Origin of the sequence: Pseudomonas sp. B392_1p (assembly GCF_052245235.1) — a bacterium.
Taxonomy (GTDB): Bacteria; Pseudomonadota; Gammaproteobacteria; order Pseudomonadales; family Pseudomonadaceae; genus Serpens; species Serpens gallinarum.
Genome location: NZ_JBQPXM010000002.1, coordinates 442,577 through 467,331, shown reverse-complemented (window position 1 = coordinate 467,331; position 24,755 = coordinate 442,577). Strand labels below are relative to the sequence as shown.

The 24,755-nt window shown below is 59.9% G+C and carries 22 protein-coding genes; 9 read left to right on the top strand and 13 right to left on the bottom strand.

Annotation, left to right across the window (positions count from 1 at the left end):
* Positions 1–34: 34 nt before the first annotated feature.
* A complete protein-coding gene (locus ACTV8E_RS04600; RefSeq protein ID WP_443198655.1) occupies positions 35–526 on the bottom strand; it encodes a MarR family winged helix-turn-helix transcriptional regulator in 492 nt (163 codons plus the stop codon).
* A 411-nt stretch (positions 527–937) separates the two neighbouring features.
* On the opposite strand from ACTV8E_RS04600, the gene ACTV8E_RS04595 reads away from it, so the two are divergent.
* Positions 938–1,417 carry a VOC family protein gene (locus ACTV8E_RS04595; RefSeq protein ID WP_251834938.1) on the top strand — a complete coding sequence of 160 codons (480 nt, stop codon included), beginning with the start codon at positions 938–940 and terminating at the stop codon, positions 1,415–1,417.
* Between the two features lie 744 nt (positions 1,418–2,161).
* Here ACTV8E_RS04595 and ACTV8E_RS04590 read toward each other — a convergent pair.
* The 3 genes from ACTV8E_RS04590 to ACTV8E_RS04580 form a co-directional block, all read right to left on the bottom strand.
* The gene (locus ACTV8E_RS04590; protein ID WP_443198654.1) at positions 2,162–2,674 is read right to left on the bottom strand and encodes a hypothetical protein; all 513 of its coding nucleotides are present in this window, start codon (positions 2,672–2,674) and stop codon (positions 2,162–2,164) included.
* A gap of 212 nt (positions 2,675–2,886) precedes the next feature.
* Complete coding sequence (locus ACTV8E_RS04585) at positions 2,887–3,252, bottom strand: DUF3703 domain-containing protein (protein ID WP_443198653.1); 366 nt, start codon at positions 3,250–3,252, stop codon at positions 2,887–2,889.
* A 1-nt stretch (position 3,253) separates the two neighbouring features.
* Positions 3,254–5,548, bottom strand: a complete 2,295-nt coding sequence (locus tag ACTV8E_RS04580; RefSeq protein ID WP_443198670.1) for a heavy metal translocating P-type ATPase — start codon at positions 5,546–5,548, stop codon at positions 3,254–3,256.
* A 234-nt stretch (positions 5,549–5,782) separates the two neighbouring features.
* Here ACTV8E_RS04580 and cadR point away from each other — a divergent pair, with 234 nt between their 5' ends.
* Together cadR and ACTV8E_RS04570 are read left to right on the top strand one after the other, a co-directional pair.
* Positions 5,783–6,235, top strand: a complete 453-nt coding sequence (gene cadR, locus ACTV8E_RS04575; RefSeq protein WP_443198652.1) for a Cd(II)/Pb(II)-responsive transcriptional regulator — start codon at positions 5,783–5,785, stop codon at positions 6,233–6,235.
* A 180-nt stretch (positions 6,236–6,415) separates the two neighbouring features.
* On the top strand, positions 6,416–6,649 hold the full coding sequence (locus ACTV8E_RS04570; RefSeq protein ID WP_443198651.1) for a DsbA family protein: 234 nt from the start codon (positions 6,416–6,418) through the stop codon (positions 6,647–6,649).
* Positions 6,650–7,132: 483 nt separating this feature from the next.
* Here the strand turns inward: ACTV8E_RS04570 and ACTV8E_RS04565 are convergent, their stop codons facing one another.
* The 3 genes from ACTV8E_RS04565 to ACTV8E_RS04555 form a co-directional block, all read right to left on the bottom strand.
* Complete coding sequence (locus ACTV8E_RS04565; protein ID WP_443198650.1) at positions 7,133–7,423, bottom strand: hypothetical protein; 291 nt, start codon at positions 7,421–7,423, stop codon at positions 7,133–7,135.
* A 5-nt stretch (positions 7,424–7,428) separates the two neighbouring features.
* The gene (locus tag ACTV8E_RS04560; RefSeq protein ID WP_443198649.1) at positions 7,429–8,400 is read right to left on the bottom strand and encodes an integrase domain-containing protein; all 972 of its coding nucleotides are present in this window, start codon (positions 8,398–8,400) and stop codon (positions 7,429–7,431) included.
* Positions 8,401–9,432: 1,032 nt separating this feature from the next.
* Positions 9,433–10,662, bottom strand: coding sequence for a tyrosine-type recombinase/integrase (locus tag ACTV8E_RS04555; protein WP_443198648.1), 1,230 nt, complete (start codon positions 10,660–10,662; stop codon positions 9,433–9,435).
* Between the two features lie 497 nt (positions 10,663–11,159).
* On the opposite strand from ACTV8E_RS04555, the gene ACTV8E_RS04550 reads away from it, so the two are divergent.
* Positions 11,160–11,516: a hypothetical protein gene (locus ACTV8E_RS04550; protein ID WP_443198647.1), complete on the top strand. Its 357-nt coding sequence runs from the start codon at positions 11,160–11,162 to the stop codon at positions 11,514–11,516.
* A 34-nt stretch (positions 11,517–11,550) separates the two neighbouring features.
* Here the strand turns inward: ACTV8E_RS04550 and ACTV8E_RS04545 are convergent, their stop codons facing one another.
* From ACTV8E_RS04545 to ACTV8E_RS04535, 3 genes are all read right to left on the bottom strand, one after another.
* Positions 11,551–12,645: a diguanylate cyclase domain-containing protein gene (locus ACTV8E_RS04545; RefSeq protein WP_443198669.1), complete on the bottom strand. Its 1,095-nt coding sequence runs from the start codon at positions 12,643–12,645 to the stop codon at positions 11,551–11,553.
* Between the two features lie 8 nt (positions 12,646–12,653).
* A complete protein-coding gene (locus ACTV8E_RS04540) occupies positions 12,654–13,109 on the bottom strand; it encodes a hypothetical protein (protein ID WP_443198646.1) in 456 nt (151 codons plus the stop codon).
* A 281-nt stretch (positions 13,110–13,390) separates the two neighbouring features.
* Positions 13,391–13,663 carry an HU family DNA-binding protein gene (locus ACTV8E_RS04535; RefSeq protein ID WP_251836809.1) on the bottom strand — a complete coding sequence of 91 codons (273 nt, stop codon included), beginning with the start codon at positions 13,661–13,663 and terminating at the stop codon, positions 13,391–13,393.
* 291 nt (positions 13,664–13,954) lie between these two features.
* Here ACTV8E_RS04535 and earP point away from each other — a divergent pair, with 291 nt between their 5' ends.
* The 5 genes from earP (at position 13,955) to rmuC (ending at position 18,586) form a co-directional block, all read left to right on the top strand.
* A complete protein-coding gene (earP, locus tag ACTV8E_RS04530) occupies positions 13,955–15,094 on the top strand; it encodes an elongation factor P maturation arginine rhamnosyltransferase EarP (protein ID WP_443198645.1) in 1,140 nt (379 codons plus the stop codon).
* A 126-nt stretch (positions 15,095–15,220) separates the two neighbouring features.
* The gene (gene efp / locus ACTV8E_RS04525; protein ID WP_251836807.1) at positions 15,221–15,787 is read left to right on the top strand and encodes an elongation factor P; all 567 of its coding nucleotides are present in this window, start codon (positions 15,221–15,223) and stop codon (positions 15,785–15,787) included.
* 253 nt (positions 15,788–16,040) lie between these two features.
* Complete coding sequence (locus ACTV8E_RS04520; RefSeq protein WP_251836806.1) at positions 16,041–16,235, top strand: hypothetical protein; 195 nt, start codon at positions 16,041–16,043, stop codon at positions 16,233–16,235.
* Positions 16,236–16,700: 465 nt separating this feature from the next.
* Entirely contained in the window at positions 16,701–17,030 is a 330-nt protein-coding gene (locus ACTV8E_RS04515) for a sel1 repeat family protein (RefSeq protein ID WP_251836805.1), read from the top strand.
* A gap of 80 nt (positions 17,031–17,110) precedes the next feature.
* Positions 17,111–18,586: a DNA recombination protein RmuC gene (gene rmuC, locus ACTV8E_RS04510; RefSeq protein WP_273535822.1), complete on the top strand. Its 1,476-nt coding sequence runs from the start codon at positions 17,111–17,113 to the stop codon at positions 18,584–18,586.
* A gap of 28 nt (positions 18,587–18,614) precedes the next feature.
* Here rmuC and ACTV8E_RS04505 read toward each other — a convergent pair whose 3' ends face one another.
* The 3 genes from ACTV8E_RS04505 to ACTV8E_RS04495 form a co-directional block, all read right to left on the bottom strand.
* Positions 18,615–19,601: an alpha/beta fold hydrolase gene (locus ACTV8E_RS04505; RefSeq protein ID WP_443198644.1), complete on the bottom strand. Its 987-nt coding sequence runs from the start codon at positions 19,599–19,601 to the stop codon at positions 18,615–18,617.
* Between the two features lie 221 nt (positions 19,602–19,822).
* Positions 19,823–21,076 (bottom strand): MgtC/SapB family protein, encoded by a 1,254-nt coding sequence (locus ACTV8E_RS04500; RefSeq protein WP_251836802.1) that lies wholly within the window; start codon positions 21,074–21,076, stop codon positions 19,823–19,825.
* 117 nt (positions 21,077–21,193) lie between these two features.
* Positions 21,194–24,670: a hybrid sensor histidine kinase/response regulator gene (locus tag ACTV8E_RS04495; RefSeq protein ID WP_443198643.1), complete on the bottom strand. Its 3,477-nt coding sequence runs from the start codon at positions 24,668–24,670 to the stop codon at positions 21,194–21,196.
* Between the last annotated feature and the right edge of the window lie 85 nt (positions 24,671–24,755).

The window sequence follows — 24,755 nt, the reverse complement described above, 5'->3', positions numbered from 1 at the left end:
CTGCTCAAACCAGTTTTTCAGTGTTGTGGCGGAGCTATTCATCGTTGGTGCCTCCCGCTGCGAGGTTCTGCTTGATGAGGGTCAGCCGCTGCGAGAAACCTTGTCGCTCCAACGCTCTGGCCGTGTCCTTCAGCACAGAGCGCAGCGGGTAGCCGATTTCTTCTTCAAGCTGCTCGATGACCTTGAAGGTCGCGGTCCAGTGCGAGTTCAGCTTCGCCACCAGTTTCTTTCCGACCGGCGTCAGCTGGATAACGCTCTTGCGAGCATCCTCGCCGCGCTGACGGGAAATCATTCCGTCAGCCTCCATGTGGCCGACTGTCTGGCTGATGGCGCCCTGGGTCAGATGGGTACGTGTGGTGATCTCCGTAACCGTCTGCGCGCCCGAACGGATGGCTCGCAGCACAGGGGTATAGCGTGCCCGGAAGTTCAGGCCCATCTGCTGGTAATGCTCCTCGGCCCCGAACTCCACCAACTCCGACACGTAACGCAGCAGTTCGCCCAGGCCGGGCTCGTTCTTTCTGTTCATGGCGGCGCCTCCGACAGTTGGGAGTTAATTACATTAGCTGTAATGTACTTTGCAAGTCGTCCCGCCTTCCAGGATCGGCCCCGCTAAGGCGGAGAGTGGAGTGCGCCAAAATGACAGGTCGGCCGATTAAGTGTTTGGACCTGCCGAGGGCTCAACATCAAAGAGATGTGCGATGGCAGCGAGCCGGCAGGCGTTTGATGCGGGCGATAGCTGATCGATATCGAAGTAAATGAGGCGCCACAGCCTGATGCGGCGCTGTCAGTGCAGCCTGATCCTCGTTGCATTTCAATTTGCGAACGAACTTTTCTTAGCCTGGGGTTAAAGGCCGCGTTGGTCAGGAAGCGACATGCTCTGTAACGCTCAAGGCAAGTTGCGCGGCTAGAATCGATATCAGTCCCGTGGAGATTCAAGATGATCAATAAAAATACCGTCTGTCTCTGGTACGACGGCACTGCGTTGGATGCTGCGACGTTCTACGCCGAGACGTTTCCGGATAGCGCGGTGGGTGCTGTCCATTGCGCCCCTGGCGATTATCCCGCAGGCAAGCAGGGTGATGTTCTGACTGTCGAATTCACGGTCATGGGCATCCCTTGCCTCGGGCTGAACGGAGGGGCGATGTTCAAGCACAGCGAGGCTTTCTCGTTCCAGGTTGCGACCAACGACCAAGCCGAGACGGACCGCTTGTGGAGCGCGATTGTTGGAAACGGTGGCCAGGAAAGCGCATGCGGTTGGTGCAAGGACAAATGGGGCCTGTCGTGGCAGATCACTCCGCGCGTTCTGACGGCCGCGATTACCAACCCTGATCGAGCGGCCGCCAAGCGCGCGTTCGAAGCGATGATGGGTATGCAAAAGATCGATATCGCTGCAATCGAAGCTGCACTGAAGGGTTAAGCAGCGGCCTTAATCAGCCATACGGCTTGGCCTGCACTCGCTCACACAAAACGCCGCCCAGTCATTCATCAATGCCGGCGCTTCTCCAGCAGATCGGAGCGCGAGTAGCGGCTTCGGTCTGGTTGCGCTCAAGGCCAGTTCACAGACTTCACGCGGATAGTGGGTGAACTCGTTGGGCCGATTGGGTCGGTGCCTGAGATCGGTTGCCGCCCTGGCCGGTGCCAGCATCGTCGTCAGCGGCGACCAGCTAGGCCTGCCTTACGGCATCTCCGCCCTGGCCGGAGGGCTACTGTGCTTTGGCCTGCGGTTCATGGCGATTCGATACGGCTGGCATTTGCCCGTTGCGCACTTGTCTGCGCAGGGGAGGGCCGGGGTGGAGGGGCGAAAGGATGGGGGTGACAACTAGCAATACAGCCGCTAAGCGACCTACGGAACCCGCGAGGAGTATGTTTGAATCGCCCCTGGTTTGTAGGTACATCCGAGCGGCTGCTCCTGGCCGAAAACAGCCGGTTACTATGGGCCGGAACCGACCCATTGCAGACATTCGCGTCTCAAAAATCCCTTGATTATTTGATACGAGTGGGAAAAAGCCTCAGCACAAATAAGTGCGGATGCCTGTTGCGTAGCCAGCGATGCTGGCACGCACTTGCTTCCCCCTGGGTAAGTGCTCGAGGGAATGTCGGCGCGCCCCATTATTGGCTTGCACTGAAACGTCTGTTCCCGTTAGAGGCCAATCTCGTTGAATCAACGTGGCTGCATGCCCATATGGTGTTGGTGCTGCATCATTTGATCCATCATCATCTGCTGCATCCCCATGTACTGATCCCTCATATACTGGTGCTCTTTCATCTGCTCCGGGGTGAGATTCGAGTAGTGTTCCCTCATCTGATCCCAGCCCATCATTCCGCCATTCATCATGTGCTGCCCCATCATCCCACCACCTGCGCAACAGCCCATCGTGCCTTTGCCCCACATTTGGCCCATCATGGCCATGCCGTTCTGCATCATCGCTTGATGCTGCTGTAGCAAATTCTGGCGTTCCTGGGGGTCTTTGGTCTTCTGAATTTGCCTCATTTGCTCCTGCATCTTCTTCATGGTTTCTTGCATCTGAGCCATCTGTTTTTCGAACTGCTGGATATTGACGGCAGGCAGTTCGGCTTGAGAAGGAGAGGCCTGCCCGCTTTCTTGGGCAGAGAACGTAAGAGCAGGGAACAGCGAGGCGGTGATTACGACTGCAACTAGAGTTAGTGTCTTCATGGCTAGGCTCCACGTAGGAAACATTGCATCAGCTTGCTGAGAAGATGCCCTTGAAAACGTAGACCGGCCCCGGATGAATAAGTTGACGTAGTAAACGTATCCAGCCGAAGTGAGCCGCCTAGCCCGTTTCTTGAAGTAAAAAAAGCTCAGTGCTTGTGATAGCACCAGATGCGTGACAAGACCCCAGCGAGAGGAGTTCCAAGCCAACGGGCTTAGCTCAGTACTGAGCGGTTCGGGTCGTCATTAATAAGCAAGGCTTGGATATCTTGAGGAACCGGCAAGGGCCTGAAAGCACTAATCCTGGAACGGCCTGTATTGCCGATAGGCACCCATATTTTAGTGAACAGCAAGGCCGCCACAATGCGGGGTATTTGACCCGCGACCTCGCGATAATCGCCAATCTGCCAGCCGAGCGCGAGCATAAGCCAGTGTGACCTGGCATGCAGCATGGGGTGGCGTTGGGTCAGGATGTGCGCGCGCTCTAGCCATTGAAAGGCATCTGCACCGCGCTTTTCAAGCCTAGCGTGTTCGGCCTGTTGAAAGGCTTCTTCAATTGCAAGTTGCAATGTTGCCTTCATCTCAAACCTCCGGTTTTATTTTCAGAAGGCGCAGGCCGTTAAACACCACCAAGAGGCTGACGCCCATATCTGCAAAGACCGCCATCCACATGGTGGCCTGGCCCGTTAGGGTAATGGTGAGAAATAGCGCCTTGATTCCTAACGCCAGCACGATGTTCTGCTTGAGGATGGCTACGGTTTGTTGTGACAGCCGGATAAAGGCCGGAATCTTTCGCAGGTCGTCATCCATCAACGCTACATCCGCAGTTTCGATGGCGGTGTCCGTTCCGGCAGCGGCCATGGCGAAACCGATTTCAGACTTGGCCAGCGCCGGCGCATCGTTGATGCCGTCGCCGACCATCCCGACAACGTAGCCGCGCGCCTGCAGTGCTTCGATGGCCTGCAACTTGTCGACCGGCAGGAGGTTGCCACGAGCCTCGTCGATGCCTACCTGCTTTGCGATGGCTTCTGCGGTGTGCGGGTTATCGCCTGTCAGCATCGTGGTCTTCACCCCAAGCGCGTGAAGCTCCTCGATTGCCTGGCGGCTGGAGTCTTTGACGGTGTCGGCAACTGCGTACATGGCAATGGCACGCTGTGAATTACACAGCACCACCACTGTTTTTCCTTGACGTTCGAAACGATCCAGTGTCGTTTCCAGCTCTGGTGAGCAGAGGCCAAGCTCTTCCACCAAGCGGTGGTTTCCCAGGTGGAAATCCATGCCTTCGATGGTGCCTCGTACACCTCGACCCAGTAAGGCTTCGAATCCTTCAACGGCGGCAAACGTCAGGCCATTCTCAGTTGCGTGCTTGGCTATCGCTTGCGAAACCGGGTGGTCTGATCGACCAGCAAGGCTGGCAGCATGTGTGCGGTAAAGTTCTGAGTTCTCTTCAACCAACGGAATGTAATCGGTCTGCACCGGCTTGCCGTGAGTAATGGTTCCAGTCTTGTCGAGCGCCAGGAAGCCAAGCTTGCCGCCGATTTCCAGATAGACACCGCCCTTGATCAGAATGCCTTTGCGCGCAGCCGCAGCGAGGCCACTGACGATGGTGACTGGCGTCGAGATGACCAAGGCGCAAGGGCAGGCGACGACCAGCAGTACCAGAGCGCGATAGATCCAGTCGTACCACGGTTCGGCCATAAACAACGGTGGCACAATGGCTACAGCCAGGGCGAATAGGAATACGACAGGGGTGTACACCTTGGCGAATTGATCGACAAAGCGTTGGGTCGGGGCACGTTTCCCCTGCGCCTCTTCGACCGCATGGATGATCCGGGCCAGCGTGGTGTTGGCTGCGGTAGCCACGACTCGGTATTCCAGTGAGCCGGCTTCGTTGATGGTTCCAGCAAAAACCGGGTCGCCAATGGTTTTCTCTACAGGCAAGCTTTCCCCCGTAATGGGTGCTTGGTTGATGGTGGAGTTTCCGGAAGTTACCTCGCCATCGAGGCCGATTCGCTCGCCAGGTCGAACCCTGACCAACGCACCCACGGCAATGCTTTTAACTTCAACTTCAAGCCATGAGCCGTCGGCCTGCTGCACCGTGGCGCGCTCTGGAGACAGATCCATCAAACCACGGATGGCGTTGCGCGCCCGATCCAGTGACTTTGCTTCGATCAGCTCGGCGATAGAAAAGAGGAACATAACCATGGCTGCTTCTGGCCATTGCCCAATCAGCACTGCACCGGTAACCGCGATACTCATCAATGCATTGATGTTCAGATTACGGTTCTTTAGGGCGATCCAGCCCTTTTTATAAGTCGTCAGGCCGCACAGCAGAATGGCGAGCAGCGCCACGCCAGCCACAACCCATTCTGGAGCAAGCTCTGCAAAGTGCAGCAGTTCAGCCGATAGTGCGGCCACGCCTGATAGCACCAAAGGCCACCAGGCCTTCTTGCGAGGAGCGCCTTGTGCTTCTCCGCTTGGCGTTGCTGCCCCCTCAACCACTGGAGTGAAACCAAGGTCACGAATAGCTGCCAGCGCTACTGGCAGTGCATCTGCCGTGTGGCGAACTGTCAGCACCCGCTCAAACAGGTTGAACGTCAATTCACTAATGCCGGGTAGTGAGGACAGCTTGTCGTGGATCAGCTTTTCTTCGGTGGGACAATCCATCTGTTCGATTTTGATTCGGGCTTGCGCTTCGGCAGAAAGTGGTTCTGCTTGCATGCCCAGAGACGATATCGCCGCTTCGATAGGCGAGGTCGACGGCAAGCTGTGCCATACCCCAAGCGTGCGATTAATCAGATTGAAGTCGAGCTTATCTATGCTTGCGATCTTGCTCAGTTTGTCCTGAATCAGCGTCTGTTCGGTAGGGCAGTCCATTTGCTCGATGCGAAAGCTGCTGAGCCTGGAACCGGCTACGGCACTTATCGTTGAAGCGGCAGTGGAGGAGCACATAATTACTTTGCTGGAGTCACAGCAGACATCCTTTGATACCGCTTCAAGTTTTTGTTCGTCACCGCAGCAGCCGGCCATGGAGGTATCCTCATTGATCAGTTATGCAGAGTGAACACCCTGAAGCCACTACAGGGTCAAGCATTGTCGAAGAGGTTATTCATGAAAATTGGAGAGCTGGCCAAGCTTGCCGATTGTCAGGTTGAAACAGTTCGCTATTACGAGCGTGAGGGGCTGTTGCCGGCCCCCGCCCGCAGCGAGGGTAACTACCGCATCTACAACAGCGAACATCTTGAGAGGCTTACATTTATTCGTAACTGCCGCTCACTGGACATGGCCCTGGTAGAGATCAGAAGCTTGCTAGCGCTTATGGACAGGCCAGAGGAGAACTGTGAACGTGTGAATAGCTTAATGGATGAGCACATTGAGCATGTGCAAGCGCGTGTGACCAGCCTGTTGGCGCTGCAACAACAGCTGGTTGAGTTACGACATCGCTGTGCCTCTGGGCGCGGTGTAGACGAGTGTGGAATCCTTCAGCGCCTGAATTCCACTGGCGGGGTCAATGCGCTTCCGAAGAATAGCCACACCCATGTGGGTAAAAGCCACGGCCACTAAACAATCCGCCACCGCAATGCCTTTTCATTATGGTAGGCCTGGCCATCGTTGCCCTTTTCCGGCATTTGGCCAGGTGGGTCGTTCGCGTAGCTTGGCTCGCACCAGTTGCTCCGGCTGCGAGTACCAAGGCAAACCTGGTGCGCTTCCATTCGCCTGTGATCGGCAAAGCCAGCGCGCCAGGTGGCCAAGGCGTGGGAAGCCGCTTCCGGAGCCGGACTGGACTTAGACAAAGCCCGTTCGGACATGCAGTCGCCGGGCATAGACGCCGCACTCAAGCTGGACATGCAAGATGTAAAAGCCATGGGCGTGCGGGAAACACCGACGTTCTTCGTCAATGGACAGAGCTTGTCCCAGTTCAGCCCACAAGCCCTGCGTAAGTTAGTTCGAGATGAAATCGCTAGCGCCAAGAAGTGAGGCGATGCTCTGGTTAGAGAACCGAATCCCACCGGCTTTGGCAGCGCTAATATGCGCGATATTGATACAGATCGCTGCGGCTCGATGGTCTGTTGTAGAAGCGCCGCTGAGCTGGCACTCAGCGGTACGCTATTAATGCTGCTGACCGGTTTGGTTTGATAACGAGGAAATGTCCGCTATTGGCCGAGGCTGTGTAAAAACGCAGTCACCATTTGGTGGTCCACGCTTCTACGTCGAATCTGCCTACGTTCGGCTACTCAGTAGACCTGGATTTTGCGTATAAGCGGGATATTTGATCTGCTTTTGAGCGCTTCAGTAGCTCGGCGGCGTTTTTACACAGCCTGGGCCGATTTCTGCCTCTCACGAAGGATGGCTTCGGGTCGTTTTCATTTGTCGTGATTCGGCTTGACTGGTCGATATGCACGCAGCTTCCAGTGGCTATGCATCGGAGTGGTCAAGTCGATGCAATCCTGCCTCAGGCAGCTAACCACCAGGTCGTTGCCATGGGCCACACAAATGAGGCTGCCATTCCTGTAAACGATGCCGGCGTCGCGCGATCACCACAATGGTCAGCCAGTAGCGATAACGACTGACGGGGGAGAGCGCGGCGATATGTTCTGCCAGAAACCAGCGCAGGTGCTTGGCTTGCCAGCGGTGTGGGTTGGCCAGCCCCCAGTGCTGATCGATCGCTTGCTGGATGAGTGCCGCCTGGCGCAGATGGCGCTGGCGGGAGGCCTTTGCGCCGGTGAGCACGTCACGCAAGAACAGACTCATATCGTTCATCGCCGACCCCCAATGTAAGCAGCCACCACATCAATCCGGTTATGCCCCAGTTCCTGGGCTATCAGCTCGCGGGCACGGTAATCCAGTTTTCTGTTCTCGCGATGCAGTTGGCCGCCATTCACCGGGGCGGGTTGCCCCGTGATCTGCTGGTAGCGCTCGCAGGCATACGCGGTGCGCAGTTCATGGAAGCCCTTGATGCCGTGGGCTCGCAGCAGGTTGCGCGCCGGTCGGACCTGGCGCTGAATGAAATCGACATAGCGTTCTGCGGGTTCGAGCAGGTTGCGACTGCCCTTTGGGGAGACCGACGTAGCCTGGATCAGCGCCTGGCGTAGACCCTCACTGACGTGTATCCAGCGCGGAGCGGCGGCGCCTCGGCGGCCCCCCTTGGTGCCGTCGGCAATGTTGATCCTGCCGCGTAGTTCGGCTTCACGCTGCAGGCGTGGCAGGTCGGCCAGAATGGCTTCGCGCAGGCGCAGGCCACCCTCGCGCGCCAGATGGATGATGGCGGCGACCCGTGCGAAGCCCTGTTCGCGTAGCGTCTGCTTGAGTGGAAGCAGTTGGGAACGCTCCTGCCCTTGGGGTGCTTGCATGCGCAGGTTGCAGCGGTTCAGTCCAAGGGCTGCGCTGGGGCTGACTCGTACCTGTTGATCGCCGCGCAGCACTTCGAGGGTGCGGTTGACCGTGGACAGGCGATTTTGCGCGGTGCTGATGGCCAGTTCGCCCTGTTTCACCGCTTGGCTGAGGTGGCGCGCGTAGTCCTGCAGCAGCGCTTGGTCCAGGGACCGAGCGTCATTCAGGCCATGCTGTTGGCTGCACCAGGCAGCAAACAATCTCCAGCGCTCGCCATGGGCCTGCACGGTGGCGAAGCGGCCTTCACCGTAGCTGTCACGCAGTGCCTGGAGCCCGGCGTAGTTGAGCTGCCGACCGTAGCCGAAATTGCGCTTGTCCTTGTTCGTGAAATGCGACATTCCCTCACCCCCTGTTCGGTGATCTGCGACATTTGCCTGGACTCGCCAGGCGCATTCCTCACGTATTTCCCGCCTCGGGACGTTTAGTGTTTTCTGGGTTTGAGGCCCCAGCGGCCTGTGAGGTATCCATGCGCTGGACGGGCGAGCTGTTCATCCAACCTCCGGTGTTTCCTGGGGAAACGGCGGGTGGAGGCATGCAACGGGGACAAGTCGTTGCCATGGGACGTCGAGCGGGACAAGGCACATGAGCGGGTTGGTTGCGTCTGGCCTGAGCGTCACCCAGGTGCTCTCCGGCAGGAGAACGTCAGCAGCCGTACAGCTCATGTCGTGGGGCGGCAGAACCACGTTTGTCACGTGGATTGTCGCAGGGGGAAATGCCCGTAAAGCGTGTAGGGCCTGGGCTGCGGAGCTGTTTTCGCGCCCGTCTCTGTGTAGGAGCTACAGAGACGTGCGTTAACTGTCGCAACCCAAAGACAACACGGGCAGGGGGGGAAGACTGCTGCAGGTGCAATGACTCGCTCGAACAGCCTGAGCATGAATGAGGAAACTGGCATCCATCGCCGGGGACGGCAATCGTGCGCGCTGCCGGACGCTGTGCGCACTTGGGTTGAACCACCGCAACGCGGCGTAGCCTTGAAGGTTCGGGCTACCTGGGTGCTGTCGACGACAGCGGCTTGCCTGCAGGACTAAAGCAGTGGTCGTGGGGTCGGTCAAGAGCCGCTGCGTTGCTATGGGCCAATCCTGCTGGTCAGCGAATGCGACGCTGCTAATCTGGTGATTGAAATACAGTGAACTGCCCAGCTATTACTACCGTCGCGTTTGGAGCTTGCTACTTCGTGCATGAGAGATTCAGCGGCTGCCCGCGATCAACGAGCAGCATCCCACAGCGCTCTGACCACTCTCCACAGGAGTTCTGGCTCCTGGCTGAGGCATCAACTTAACGGGGTGCCGCTGTCCGGTTTGTTAGGGGCAAATCCAGTCGATGTGAATGGCTATTTGCGTTAGGCAGTGTGTTGCTGACTCTGTGTCGGTTCATGCGCGCTTGAAATCGCCTTGGATGATGTTAGCCGCTGGCGAGGTGGTTGTGTAGGCAGCCCAGTCAGCCATAAGGGCGCGGCGTTTTTCAAACACATCGCCGCGCCAGTAGGCGGCTTCAGCACCCGTGGCGACCGTATGCGCTAGCGCTAGCTCGCAAACTTCGCGCGGGTAGTGGGTTTTCTCGGCCGCCCAGTCGCGGAAGGTTGAGCGGAAGCCGTGCATGGTTAGATCGCCGCACCCCATGCGACGCAGCCCCATCAACATTGCCATATTCGACAACGGTCGGCCTTGGCGCGCGCCCGGGAATAGGTAGGGGCTTCCCTCGATACGAGGAAGGCTAGCCAGTACATCGAGGGTGGCCTCGGACAGCGGTACGCGGTGCTCCTTGTGTCCTTTCATCCGAGAGGCGGGTATCGTCCAGGTACGCGACTCTAGGTCAATTTCGCTCCATGTTGCCTCCAATACCTCAGACGTTCGGCAGGCGGTAAGAATGGTCAAGCATATGGCGCGATAGGTCAGGCCATCATGCTTTGCCAGATCGATCATGAACGCTGGCAGCTTCGGCCAAGGTAGCGCGGCATGGTGTACGCGCATTTGAACCATCGCGCGCTTGGGTAACAGCTTATCCAGGTGTCCGCGCCAGCGGGCCGGATTTTCGCCATCACGTAGTCCTTGGGCCTTGGCGGCGTCTAGCACCAGCTCGATCCGGTTTCTCACTCGGCTAGCGGTTTCGGTCTTTTCTGCCCATATCGGACGCAGGATATCCATAACGTGGGCGGTTGATATCTCAGCCGGTGATAGGTGCCCGATGATTGGCATGGCGTAGGTGGCTAGGGTGTTTTCCCACTGCTGCGCGTGCTTGGCGTTCTTCCAGCCGGCGCGGTGTGTAGCAATATAGCCAGCGGCTTCCTGCTTGAAGGTCACGCGCTGGGCTTCGCGGCGTTGGGCTTCCTGTTGGCGCTCCCGTTCGGCGTCACGTGCGGTCATCGGATCAGTGCCAGCACTCATCAGCCGGCGCTGGTCAGCTACGGCCAGACGGGCAGCTTTGAGCGTGATGGCGGGAAAGCCCCCCAGTCCCATGTCACGGCGCTTGCCTTGGAACTGGTAGCGGAATACCCACGATTTGCTCCCGCTCGCCTTGACTATCAGGCGCAGCCCGTCGCCATCGTCATAAGTGCCAGCTTCGGCCAGGTTCTCGACTTGCTTTGAATTCAGCTTGCCCACTTTTCCCTCCATGGGTGTGGGAACAAATTTTGTTCCCACACTTGTTCCCACACTTTGCGTCTGGAGCGGGTTGGTTTTGAGTGGATGTTAGTGGGCAAAGAATAGGCTGGAAGGCTTGTAGAATCTAGGTTCTAGTGGAAATTATTAGAATCTGGTGGAGCATGATAAAGCGGACACCCTCACCGCCAGACGATATACACAAAGCCCCGTTCTGCGGGGCTTTGTTGTTTCTGGCATTCGCCTAGTCCTGGAACGGCGCTGCAGTAAGCGCAACGCGTCCAGGTTTCCCTGATGCCGGGTTCCCCGCTTCCCCCTTATGTCACACAATCCCGCTCGTTGCACCGCAACGCTGCCATAGCAGTCGTGAACCGAGTGCTGCGGCCTGGCTGCCGGTTGCGCCGTGAATGCCGTAGAGGTTGGGTGGATGTGGAAATTTCCGCCGCGCCGGCCAAGCTTGCCTGTGACATCGAACCGGCCGGCGCCGGTGGAGGTGGGTCATGGCTGAGCGCGACAAGCTAACGCTGGGACACCGCTTGAGTACCCGGGCAACGTCGTTCTGGCGGCGCTGGCGCGCCCTGGAAAAGCGGCAGCTGGCACGTGTGCGGGCGCGTGGCGGCAGGCTATTCGTCCGCTGTGCCTTCAGGCTTGGCGACCTGCTGATACTCAGTGGCGTGCTGTTGATTAGTGGTTGGGTGCTGCTGCCGGTGTTGCTATTGGCTGGGTTTGTTCACCTCATTGCCCGGACTCTAACAATTGATCCGTGGCCCGAATCGCCAACGTCCGATCAAGTTGATCATCCAGACCATCGAGCTCAATGGCCGGAGCGTTATGACGAGTGGGGCAATTTGAAGTAGGCGCCATTCTGCGTTGTACTGCCGCAGGCGCTGATCAGCTTCTTTGGGCAGCTGCGATAACCACTTGGTTGCGGCCCTGGCGCTTGGCCTGGTAAAGCGCCTGATCAGCCGAGCGCAGCACCACTTCAATGCGCGCATTGCTAATGGGGTAATGGGCTACCCCCAGCGACAGGGTGATCGGCTCTCCGGCCGGACTGCGGGTGCCGGCCAGCGTGGCACGTAGGTTTTCGGCGAATTCACCGGCTTCTTTCAAGCCGGTGTCAGGCATGAGCATCATGAACTCTTCGCCCCCGCTTCGACACAGGACATTTTCGTTGCCTGAGAGTCGGCGCATCTGCCTGGCGAGAAACTGCAACGTCAGATCACCGATGTCATGCCCATGGGCATCATTGACCTGCTTGAAATGGTCGATATCCAGAAGAATCACGGCAAATGGCTGGGCACTGACATGCCATTTATCGATGGCCGCTTGTGCTCCACGTCGGTTCAGCAGCTCGGTCAGCGGGTCGGTCATCGAGTCAAGATTGAGTTTGCCGATTCTGTGGTTGAGCATTTCCAAGCCGGACAAGATCGACTGCTTGAGTTGGGCCACTTCGAAATACCACGGCTTGATCTGCCGAACCGCGTTTTCGGCGATGCGGGCATCATCCTTCTGCACACTCTTGGCCAGGCTCCACAGGGGCTGGGAAATGATTCGCGACAGCCACCAGATGGCGAGCATCACGGCCAGGAAAAAGGGGACCAGGGTGAGCAGCATGTTCAGCATCAGCTTGTTGAGCTCCGTCAGCGTGGCCTGCAGGGGCCGTTGCGCAACGATGCCCCAGCCTGTGCTCTGAACGGGCGCGAAACCGGCCAGCATCTCGATACCTTCCGAGTTGGTCAGCAGTTGGTTGCCTTCTCGGCCTTGGCCCACTTCATGGATCGCCGGATTGCCATGAATGATTTCCCCCACGCGCTCCTGCTTGTTGTGATAAATCAGTTGGCGGTCGTGCACGACATACAGGTATGAGCCGTCGCGGTAATAGTGCTCGCCCAGCAGGTCATGAAGGGAATTGTTTTCCTGGAGGTAGATCGCGCCGCCGATATAGCCCAGGTAATCACCCTGCGCAGTGTGCAGCGGGTGCGTCATCGCCACGATCAAACGTCCGTGGGGGCACTGTAGGCCTGGACTATGGAAGGCTGCTGGCTGGCCAGTGCGGAATACGAGCCTGGGTTGTCGATCAGGCTGTCTTCCGCCTGGTGATTTCTTGGGGCTCGGGCCAGCAGTTTGCGCTCGGTATTGACGATATACACCGAGTTGAACGTATTGGTTTGCAGGAGGAGACGGTCGACTTCGCCATTGAGATGCTCGGCCGTGTTCAGGCGCGGGCCGATCACCGAAGCGCTGTAGGCCAGTTGTTTGTGTGCCGTGTTGAGAAAATTTTCCGTGACCTCGGCCAGTTTCACCGCATAAATGCGATTGGCCTCCAGCGTCTGCTTGATCAGCAGTTCGCGCTGCATCTGATAGCTGGCATACAGGAAATAAGCCAGAACCAGTGAGGTTGCTGACATGCTCAGGAGTAGAATCAAACGACGCAGATCAAGCTTGGGCATGGTGACGGATGGTTACTGAATGGCCGAAGTCGAATGCGTAAGGCAACGCCGTTTAGGTAACTCGACGCAGGGCAGTCAGATTGCCTGAGGCGGGGGGCAGGCTCTGGATGTAGTCAGATCGCCGCGCGCAATGAACGTCGCACCGGGAGGGGATACTACTTCGGGGTTGATCGTTAGGGGTAGGTGCGCAGGTGCATTTGCGACGTGCGGATGGCAAATAGCCTGTGGGGAGGAGGCTAGGCAGGAACTGCCCCGGCGTGTTAGCCGGGGCAGTCGGAGAATCAGTTTACAGCGTCTTTCAAACCCTTGCCTGGCTTGAAGCCTGGCAGCTTCGCAGCGGCGATTTGCAGGGTGGCGCCGGTCTGCGGGTTGCGGCCTTCACGGGCGGCGCGCTCCTTGACGGCGAAGGTGCCGAAACCGACCAGCGATACGCTGTCGCCATTTTTCAGGGCGTTGGTAATGCTCTCGGTGATGGCATCCAGCGCACGGGCAGCGGTGGTTTTCGGCAGGTCGGCGGAGGCGGCAATCGCCTCGATCAGTTCAGCTTTGTTCATGGATGACTCCAGTGGGGAATGGTTGGCCAGTATACGCAGCCACAAATGAATAAACTGCGCTGTGTTTGACCGATTGCACCTCGCCTGGCTACGACCTAAGCAGGCCTTGCCGGCAGGGGGCGAAAGAAAGCGCCTGCAAAAGATAAAGGCTGAGGGCTTGTCTGGCGAGCCCCCAATAGGGAAGTTACTGCGATTTAGACGCTTGCCGTGTGCTGCGTGCCGCGATTTGACGGTTTTTTATCCGCTGACTGGCGCGTTTCCAGTGTAGCGATGATTTTTCGGAGTTTTTGCATGTCGCGTTCCTGGGACATTTTTTGCTGTGTCGTCGACAACTATGGCGACATTGGTGTGACCTGGCGCCTGGCTCGACAACTGGCGACTGAACATGATCAGCGCGTGCGCCTGTGGGTCGATGAGCTGGCCGCGTTCGTGCGTTTGTGTCCTGAGGCGACAGTCACGGCGAGCGTACAACACCACGCAGGGGTCGAAGTGCGTCAATGGCCGCGGGATTGGCAGCCGGTTGAGCCCGCCGAGGTGGTGATCGAAGCCTTTGCCTGTCGCCTGCCAGCGCTTTTCGAGGCCGCCATGGCGTCTCGGACGCCTGCGCCGCTGTGGCTGAACCTGGAATATCTCAGCGCCGAAGACTGGGTGGCGGGCTGTCATGGGTTGTCCTCGCCGCAGCCCGATGGCCTGCAAAAGCATTTCTTTTTCCCCGGCTTTGGCCCGGCCACCGGCGGATTATTGCGTGAAGGCGATCTGCTGGCGCGGCGCAGGGCTTTTCAGGCCGATGGGCAGGCGCAACAGGCGTTTCTGGCCAGGCTGGGTGTGCAACGGAGTTCCGAAGAGCGGCTGATCTCGCTGTTCGCCTACGAGAATCGGGGACTGGCCAGTTGGCTGGAGGCGTTGACAGAAGTTACCCGGCCTACTCGGCTGTTGATTCCCGAAGGGCGTATCCAGGCTGATTTGCAGGCCTGGCTGGCTGGCCCTGCGTTGCGTGCGGGCGACAGTTGCCAGCGTGGCAATCTGCGCATCAACGTGCTGCCCTTCGTTCGTCAGGAAGAGTACGACCAACTGCTGTGGTGCTGCGACCTCAATGCGGTGCGTGGCGAGGATTCCTTCCTGCGCGCGCAGTGGGCCGGGCGGCCCATGCTCTGGCATATCTATCCGCAGGAAGACGGAGCGCACTGGGACAAGTTGCAGGCCTTTCTGGATCAATATTGCCAGACCCTGGCGCCCGATGCGGCGCGGGCGGTGGGTGAATTATGGCGGGCCTGGAATGCCGGCGAGGACATGGCGGGGCCGTGGCAGCGCTGGCTGGCGTGTGAGGGCGATCTGCAGCGGCATGCCGAGGCCTGGAGTAGCGACCGGGGAGCGGAAACGGATCTGGCCAGCAATCTGCTGCGCTTCAGCGAGCGCATGCGCGATGCCTGAGGGCGTGCAGTCAGGGCAGGCGGAGAAGGGTCGTCAGGCCGTGCGCGGGGCAGAGTTACTAATTTCGCGCGAATTGGCTATCATACGCGGCCTGTTTTTTGTCCCTCATCTGCTCGGATATCCCGTATGAAAACCGCACAAGAATTTCGCGCTGGCCAGGTAGCCAACATCAACGGCACTCCCTGGGTCATCCAGAAAGCCGAGTTCAACAAGTCCGGCCGTAACTCTGCGGTCGTCAAGATGAAGCTGAAGAACCTGCTCACCGGCGCCGCTACCGAAACGGTATTCAAGGCCGACGACAAGTTCGAAACGATCATCCTCGAGCGCAAGGAAGTTACCTACTCCTATTTCGCCGATCCGCTGTACGTATTCATGGACGCTGAGTTCAACCAGTACGAGATCGAAAAGGACGACCTGGAAGGCGTGATGACCTTCATCGAAGACGGCATGACCGACGTCTGCGAAGCCGTGTTCTACAACGACAAGGTAATCTCGGTTGAACTGCCGACCAGCATCGTTCGCCAGATCGCTTACACCGAGCCGTCTGTACGTGGTGACACGTCCGGCAAGGTGATGAAGACCGCCCGCCTGAACAACGGCGCCGAGCTGCAAGTATCCGCCTTCTGCGAAATCGGTGACTTCATCGAAATCGACACCCGCACCGGCGAGTACAAGGCCCGCGTCAAGGCCTGAGCCTGATACGTATGTCGAGCTGCCGCCAGCCCGGCTGACCGCGAGCAGATCGACACAAAACCCCGACTTCCTCGGAAGGGCGGGGTTTTTTATTGGCTGAAAACCGCCAAAAGCCCATGCCTTTGGTCGGTTTTAGCCTGAGCAATCATGGGTTTGTGATTGGGGTCGCTTTTACGGACATCCGCTGAATAGTCTTCGGCAATCGCCTGTCTACGCTGTGGGGACCATACCAACATGCCCCAAGGAGGGAGGAATGCTGTGTACATCTACTGATGCCGAACGACGCGCCGTCAATGCTTTGCTGGACTGGCTGAAAGCCAGGCGCCTGGTCACGGGTGCCATGGAGATGGCAGAGGCGGAACAGATGCTCGATGAGGCAGCGCGGCAAGTCATTCTGACCGGGGCGCGCAAACTACCCAAGGAGCATTTGCAGGAGCTTGAGCTGTAACCACGAAGGATCTGCGGATGGTGCAGGTCTGTCACAACGAAAAACCCCGGAGCATCTTGGCCGGGGTTTTTCGTTGTCCGCGTTGGCAGGCTGGTGTTCACCTATCATGATTCGCGGGCATTGTGCATTTATCGAGGTAGGGCCTGCCAACTTGTGCACAATAGCGTCGTTCGTTGTCAAGTCACTCTCAGATTCATTTGCAAGTCATTGATTTACGATTGAGCTTTTTATAAGCCATTGAAAAATAATGAATTTATTTGAATGGTCAAAGAATGGACAATTTGACTCAATGGCCCGAATCACCACGCTTTGCGGCGTTTCTCAGCGGCTTCTCAACAGAGTTATCCACAGAAATTGTGGATTGCTGAGCGCTGGCGCCAAGGCCTATTTGAGCGTTTTTTGCAAGCCTTTACCCGGCTGTAAAAAAGTGTAGAGTGCCGCCCCCCTTGGCTATTTGCTGAACCCATGAAGCGTCTACATCCGACCATTCATTCAACCTGCGCTGCAATGCCGCGCAGTGGTTTGCCGCTGCGGCTGGCCGGCTGGTTGTTGGATAGCCCGAGACTGGGACAGGCCACCAGCGTCAAGCGCCTGGCCGGCAACCTGCTCAAGCAACCGGCGCGTCAGGGTGTGGTAGAAGCGCAGAGCCGGCTGGGATTGCTGTTGTGCCGCGATTGCGGCAACGCCCGCGATCGGCGTATCGGCCAGGCGCTGTTGCAACAGGCGGCACGCGCGGGCGATGAACGTGCCCTGCAAGCGTTGGGCCAGGCGGAAAACCCGCCGCTTTCCGAGTAATTCTCCTGGTTTGGCCGCACGGCCCGATCAGTGGGCTGGATATACTCGCCGCATTCGCTGAATCCATGCCGGGAGCTGTCATGCCGATCCATGTTTCCTATCTTTTAGCCGGCTTGTTGCTGGCCGCGTTGCCCTTGCTCGGCCTGGCGTGGCAGCAGCAGCGCCAACTGGCGCGGCTGCGCGCTGAAGCGGCAGTTCTCAAGGAGCGCGCCGACACCGCCTTGCTGGCTCAAGACGTGCTCGGCGGCCAGTTGGACGAGTGCCGTCAGGAACTCGCTGAACTGGCCCAGCACAATGCCGCGCAACAGGCCGAACTGGCAGCCCAGCGCCGCGAGCGCGAACTGCTGGCGCTGGACCAGCAGCGCGCCCGTGCCGACCAGCAGGCCTGGCTCACCGAACGCGAACACAAGGAAAGCGAACTGCGCCGGCTGGGTGCCGAGCGTGCGGCCCTGGCGGCGGAGCTGCACGAGCAGCAGCAGGCTCATCAACAGCGTTTGCAGGATTTGCAGGGCGCGCGCGACGAGCTGCGTGCGCAATTTGCCGAGCTGGCCGGCAATATCTTCGCCGAACGCGAGCAGCGTTTCGCCGAGTCCAGCCAGCAGCGGTTGGGCCAATTGCTCGATCCCCTCAAGGAGCGCATTCAGGCGTTCGAAAAACGCGTCGAGGACAGTTATCAGCAGGAAGCTCGCGAGCGTTTCTCGCTGGGCAAGGAACTGGAGCGCCTGCAGCAGCTCAATCAGCGCCTGGGCGATGAGGCCACCAACCTGACCCGCGCCCTGCAGGGCCAGAAGACCCAGGGGAACTGGGGCGAGCTGGTACTTGAACGGGTGCTGGAGCATGCCGGGCTGGTCAAGGGCCGCGAGTACCACACCCAAGTCAGCTTGCAGAGCGCCGAGGGCCAGCGTTTTCAGCCGGATGTGCTGATCCAGCTGCCCGGTGAAAAACAGGTGGTGGTGGATTCCAAGGTCAGCCTGACCGCTTATCAGGCGCTGGTTAGCGCAGAAAATGACGAGGTGCGCGAGCAGGCGCTCAAGCGTCATGTGCTGTCACTGCGCAGCCACCTGAAAGGCTTGTCGGTGAAGGATTATCAGCGCCTGGAAGGCTTGCACAGTCTGGATTTCGTGTTGCTGTTCGTGCCCATCGAGGCGGCGTTCGCCGCGGCCTTGCAGGCCGATCCGGGCCTGTTCCAGGAAGCCTACGACCAGCACATCGTGATTGTCAGCCCGACGACGCTGCTGGCCACCCTGCGGGTGATCGACAGCCTGTGGCGTCAGGAACGCCAGAGCCAGAATGCCCGTGAAATTGCAGAGCGCGCCGGAGCGCTGTACGACAAGTTCGTGGCCTTTGTGCAGGATTTGGACGAAATGGGCAGCCGCCTGCAGCAGTTGGACAAGGCCTACGCCAGCGCCCGGAACAAGCTGGTGGATGGCCGCGGCAACCTGATCGGCCGAGTGGAAAATCTCAAGCTGCTGGGCGCGCGCGCCAGCAAGAGCCTGCCCAATGAACTGCTGGAACGTGCCGCCGGCCTGCCGGCGCTGGATGATCAGGACATGTGATACTCCGGCAAGAACCCCAGGCCGCGACTCACGTCGTAACGGGCTCAGCGGGATTCGCGCCGGCTTCACTCTCTACCATAGCGGTGAACTGCCGCATCCAGTCGGCCATTTTCTGGGGACGCGCCAGCAACTGCCAGTGCCCCGCGTCAGCGTCGCGTCGAGTTACGTTGGGCGCCCAGCGCGACAAGCCGTCGAACAGTTGCGGGCGCACGAAGCGGTCGCGCAGCGGTACGATCAGTTGCACCGCCACCTCGGTGCTGCGCAGGCGCGGCCTGAACAGGCAGCGGAAGAAATTGGCTCGGTACAGGTTGATGCCGTGCATGCCATCGGCGCGCTGGCTGGTACCGGGGGGCATGTTTGGCAGCCCTTCAAGCCTGGCCAGCAACCACGGCCAGGCCCGGTCCAGTCCCAATCGCCAGCACAGCTCCGGTAGCAGCGGAATGTGGAAGAAGCCGATGTACCAGGAGCTGAGCAATTGCCCGGTCAGCTGGCGTAACGCGCCGGTCCGTCTTTTGGGCTTCAGGCGGTCGCGCATCCAATGGCCAACGTGATCGAGGCAAGGACCGGAAATACTGGTAAAGGACGCCAGTAGCGGCTGCATGCGTGGCTCGGTTACCGCTTCCCAGCACTGAATCGAACCCCAGTCATGGGCCAGCAGGTGCACAGGGCGATCCGGGCTGGTGGCGCGAATCACCGCTTCAAGGTCATTGGCCAGCTTCTTTAGTCGGTAGTCCTGGCGCCGTCGGGGTTTTTGCGAGGCGCCGAAGCCGCGCACGTCATAGGCGATGATCCGGTAGTCGTCAGCCAATTCACTAATCAGCGGCAGCCAGACGGTATGGTTATCGGGGTAGCCATGCACCAGCAGCAAGGGTGGTGCGTCGGCCCGGCCCCAGCAGTAAACCGCCAGGCGCACGCCATCAGCGGATATATCCAGACGTTGCGCTTTCGCCGTGTTCAGGTTGATCGCAGGTGCGGGTTGAACAGGCGTGGAAGGCGTGTCGGTGTGGCTGGGCATGACGACTCCTGGCGGTGGCGTGACCGTGACAGCCCTCAGTGTGATGCCGATTGTTCCTGGGCGATGGGAGCCACGCGCTCGCTGACAGCCATCCAGTCCTTGGTTGGGGGAGTCAGGCGTTTTCTTGTCCGCTCGCCGGAGGCCAAAAATGTTCCGCATCACTACCACAGGATGGGTATCGTTGTGCTCAACGCCTTCCTACGGACGCGCGCCCAGGCGCTTCATGCCGTCAACAGCAGCGCCGCGCCGGCCATTAAGCCCACCGCCATAAAGGGCAGGGTACGCAGCGCCAGGTGACGACCACCGACCACGGCGATCAGCAGGCCCTTGACCAGGCTGTTGCTCAACGCGGCGAGGAAGATGCCATACACGGCGGTGCTGGCATGCAGATCGCTCTGGGCATTACGCGCCAGTGACAGGGTGATGGCGTCCACATCGGCCAGGCCGGAGAGCAGGGCGACCAGATAAACCCCGGCATCACCGAACAGCCGACGGCCGCCTTCGACCAGGAACAGGATCAGCACCAGCAGGGCGGCGAAACGCAGCGCCGGCGCCAATTCGAACGGGTTCGACAGTGGCGCCTCGCTGTCTGGACTGCCGGGCTCGTGGGGTCGGGAGATCCACCACAGTGCGCCGGCTGCATAGACCGCGCAACTGACCAGCAAGGGACCAAGCAAAGCGGGCAACAGGCTGGCGTTGATCACGCCGACCTCCAGCAACACGCGCGGAAACATCAGCGCCGAGGTGGCCAGCAGGCCGGCGGCTAGAACGTTGCGCAGGCGCGTCTGATCATGCAGGCGTGCCAGGCTCAGGGTCATTGCGGTGGAAGACACCAGGCCGCCGAGCAGTGCGGTCAAGAGCAGGCCATGGCGCGTGCCCACCAGGCGCACAGCAACGTAAGCGGCGAAGCCAATACTGGCGATTAGCACCACCATCCACCAGATGCTGTAGGGATTGAGCACGCCCCAGGGGCCATAGCCCTGGTTCGGCAATACCGGCAGCAGCACCAGCGAGATGAACAGCAACTTCAGTGCGCCGCTCACCTCGACGGCGGACAGGCGCTTGAGCGCGCCGTGCAATTGGTCCTTGAGGCTCAACAGCACCGCCACCAGCACCGCGCAACTGGCGGCCAGGGCACGGTAATCGGCCAAGGCCAGGCTGCCGAGCACGAAGGTCAGCAGCAGGGCGATTTCGCTGGTCAGGCCGCGATCGCCGTTCTTGTGTAGATCATTGACATACCCGGCCAGCACCAGCAGCCCCAGAACCACCAGGCTGGCGATCCAGGCTCCGCCGCCAAAGGTATCCGCCAGCAAGGTGGACAGTCCGCCGAACAGGCCGACCAGCCCATGGGTGCGAATACCGGCAGCCAACTGGCCATCGTTAAGGGTGCGCCCGCGCCAGCCGCGCTCGGCGCCGATCAGCAGGCCGATGGCCAAAGCGGTAGCAAGGCTGAGAAGTAAGTGGGGAGTATCCATGGAGGTTCCTGGCAAGCGGTGATTCCGGGCCGCATAGTACCGCTCAACACCCCGTGGTAAAGCCACTCAGGTCAATCATGGAAGGACTGGCCCGTGGCAACACGGGCCGTGTCAGCCTCAGCGCAGCTTTAGGTGGCGACTGATCAGCGCGCGCAGGGCGGCGGGTTTGACTGGCTTGCTCAGGTAATCGAGGCCGGCGGCATGCACCTCGCTGATCAGCTCCGCTCGGCTGTCGGCGCTGATCACCACGCCCGGAATCGGTTCGCCCAGGCGGGTGCGCAACCAGGCCATCAGCTCGGTACCGGTGTCGCCTTCATTAAGGTGATAGTCCACCAGGGCCAGTTGCGGCTGCACATCGTCATTAAGCAACTGTTCGCACTCTTCACGGCTGCGCGCCGTCCATACCTGGCAACCCCAGCGGCTCAACAGGCTGCGCATGCCGATCAGAATGCTGTCTTCGTTATCGATGCACAGCACCTGGGCACCGTTCAGGTTGCCGTTATGGATGGCGTTCTGGCGGCCGGTCACCGCACTGGGCGCCGCCGAGCGCGCCAGCGGCACGGTGACGCTGAATACGCTGCCCTTCCCCGGCCAGGAACGTACTTCGATGGGGTGCTTGAGCACCTTGCAAAATCCATCGGCAATCGCCAAGCCCAGGCCCAGGCCCTTTTCGGCGCGGGTCTGATGGTTATCCAGTCGCTTGAACTCCTCAAAGATCTCGCGGCGCTTGTTTTCCGGAATTCCGGGCCCTTGGTCCCACACCTCCAGGCGCAAATGGCTGCCGGTGCGGCGCACGCCCAGTAGCACACTGCCTTTGGCGTAGCGGAAGGCGTTGGTAAGGAAGTTCTGTAGCACACGGCGCAGCAGCTTTTGGTCGCTGTCAATGCGCAAGCGGCTGCCGCGCAGGCGGAAGTCGATGCCCTGTTCCTGGGCCAGCGCCTTGAATTCGACGCCCAGGGTGTCGAACAGGCTGCTCAGTGCAAAGGCATGGCGATCCGGGGCAATGCGGTCGTTCTCCAGGCGCGAGATATCCAGCAGGTCGGTGATCAGGTCTTCCACTGAGCGCAGCGAGCTGTCCAGGTGCTGGACCAGTTCGCGGGTTTCCGGTTGCAGACTTTGCTCGGCATGGGCCAGGGACGCGGAAAACAGCCGGGCGGCGTTCAGGGGTTGCATCAGGTCGTGGCTGACGGCGGCCAGGAAACGGGTTTTCGACTGGTTGGCGGCTTCGGCGATGCCTTTGGCGGCAATCAGCGCCACGTTGAGCTGGGACAGTTCCCGGGTGCGCTCGGCGACCCGCTGCTCCAAGCCTTCATTAGCGACCTTGAGCGCCGTCTCGGCTTCGCGGAATTCGGTGATGTCGGTGAAGCTCATGACAAAACCGCCACCGGGCATCGGGTTGCCAATCAGTTCGATGACCCGACCATTGGGGAACAGGCGCTCGGAGGTGTGCGCAGTGCCCTGGCGCATCCAGTACAGACGCTTGATCACATGGTGTTCCGCATCGCCCGGGCCGCACAGGCCGCGCTCGGCGTTGTAGCGGATCAGGTCGGCGATCGGCCGACCGACATAAATCAGCCCCTCGGGGTACCCGAACAGCTCCAGGTAACGGTGGTTCCAGGCGACCAGGCGCAGCGACTGGTCGACCACGCTGATGCCCTGAGTGATGTTCTCGATGGCGCCCTGCAGCAAGGCGCGGTTGAACTGCAGCACCTCTGAGGCTTCGTCGACGATGCGCACCACATCCTCGACCTGCATGTCGCGGCCTTCAATGGCGGCCTTGACCACCGCCCGGGTGGACGAGGCGCCCAGTACCCCGGCGAGCAGGCGTTCGGTGTGGGCGATCCAGTCGCCATCCGCGGCTTGGCTGAGGTTCAGGGCCTTGCCCTGGCGCATGGCGAAGCGTTCGAAGCTCTGCTCGGCGCGTTCATCGCCGACGAAACGTGCGGCCAGGGTGCGCAGGTCGTTGATTTGCACCGCCAGCAAAGGCCGGTTGCTTGGGCGATAGACTTCCTGGCCGATGAAACGGCTGGCCTGCCAGTACTCCGAAACCCGGGTGCGCGAGAAAATCGACACCAGGGCGAAGAGCAGGAAGTTACCGGCCAGCGACAGCACCACGCCGCGGGTCAGGGGATCCACTTCGATCCATAACGGGAAGTACAGTACGGTGCGCAGACCGGGGAAGGCATCCAGCGACCAGCCCAGGCCGCCTGCCACCAGCGGCAATACCAGGGTGTACAGCCAGATCAGCGAACCGGCGGCCAGGCCGGCGAACACACCGCGGCGGTTAGCCTGTTTCCACACCAGGGCGCCGAACATGGCGGGCGCCAACTGGCCGATGGCAGCAAACGACACCTGGCCAATGGTCGCCAGGCTGGCGTTGGCGCCCAGCAGGCGATAGCTGACGTAGGCAAGCAGCAAAATCACCACAATGCTCACTCGGCGTGCGGTGAGCATCCAGTGGCGGAACAGTTCGAAGGGCCGCTCCGATGTCTGCCGGCTGAGCAGCCAGGGCAGCAGCATGTCGTTGGAGATCATCGTTGACAGCGTCACGCTGGCGACGATGACCATGCCGGTGGCCGCCGAGGCGCCGCCGATGAATGCCAGCAGTGCCAGGGCCGGGTGGGATTCGGCAAGCGGCAGGCTGATCACGAAGGTGTCCGGCATCACGCCGGCAGGCAGCAACATCTGCCCGGCCAGGGCAATGGGCACCACGAACAGCGCGGCGAGAGCCAGGTACAGCGGGAACACCCAGCGCACTTGACGCAGGTCCTGCGGGGCGTTGTTTTCCACCACGGTGACGTGGAATTGTCGGGGCAGGCAGACGATGGCGATCATGGCCATTCCGGTCTGCACCAGCATGGCCGGCCAGTTCATCTGCTTCGCCCAAAATGCTTCCAGTTGCGGCGCCAGGTGGGCCTGGCTGAGCAGATGCTCGAAACCGTCGAACAGACCGTAGGTAACGAAAATCCCCACCGCGAGGAACGCCAGCAGCTTGACCAGCGACTCGAAGGCAATGGCCATGACCATGCCGCGGTGGTGTTCGGTGACGTCCAGCTTGCGGGTACCGAACAGGATGGAAAACAGCGCCAGCGCCCCCGACACCAGCAGTGCGGTGTCCGTGGCACTGCTGGTGGTGGAATCCGGGTTGGCGCCGATGAGCAAGTTGACGCCCAGCACGATGGCCTTCAGTTGCAACGCCAGGTAGGGCAGGATGCCGACCAGGCAGATCAAGGCCACCACCACCGCCAGGGGCCGTGACTTGCCATAGCGCGCAGCAATGAAGTCGGCAATCGAGGTAATGCTTTCCTGTTTGGAAATCATCACCATTTTCTGCAGCACCCAGGGTGCGAACAGCAGCAGCAGGACGGGCCCCAGGTAGATGGGCAGAAAGGCCCACAGCTGCTCGGTGACTTGTCCCACGGCGCCGAAGAAGGTCCAGCTGGTGCAATACACGGCCAGCGACAGGCTGTAGACCCAGGCGCGCAGGGCGGGCGACAGCGGAGTACGGCGACGGTCGCCATAAAAGGCGATGGCGAACAGAAGGGCCATGTAGGCGAAGGCGACCAGCGCGATCAGCCCGGGGGACAGCGACATGCGAACTCCAAACGTTTGAAAACAGCGTCGGCCGGAGGTGGCCGGACAGGGTGTGGCGACAGTGATCGATCCATGCTCGGTAACA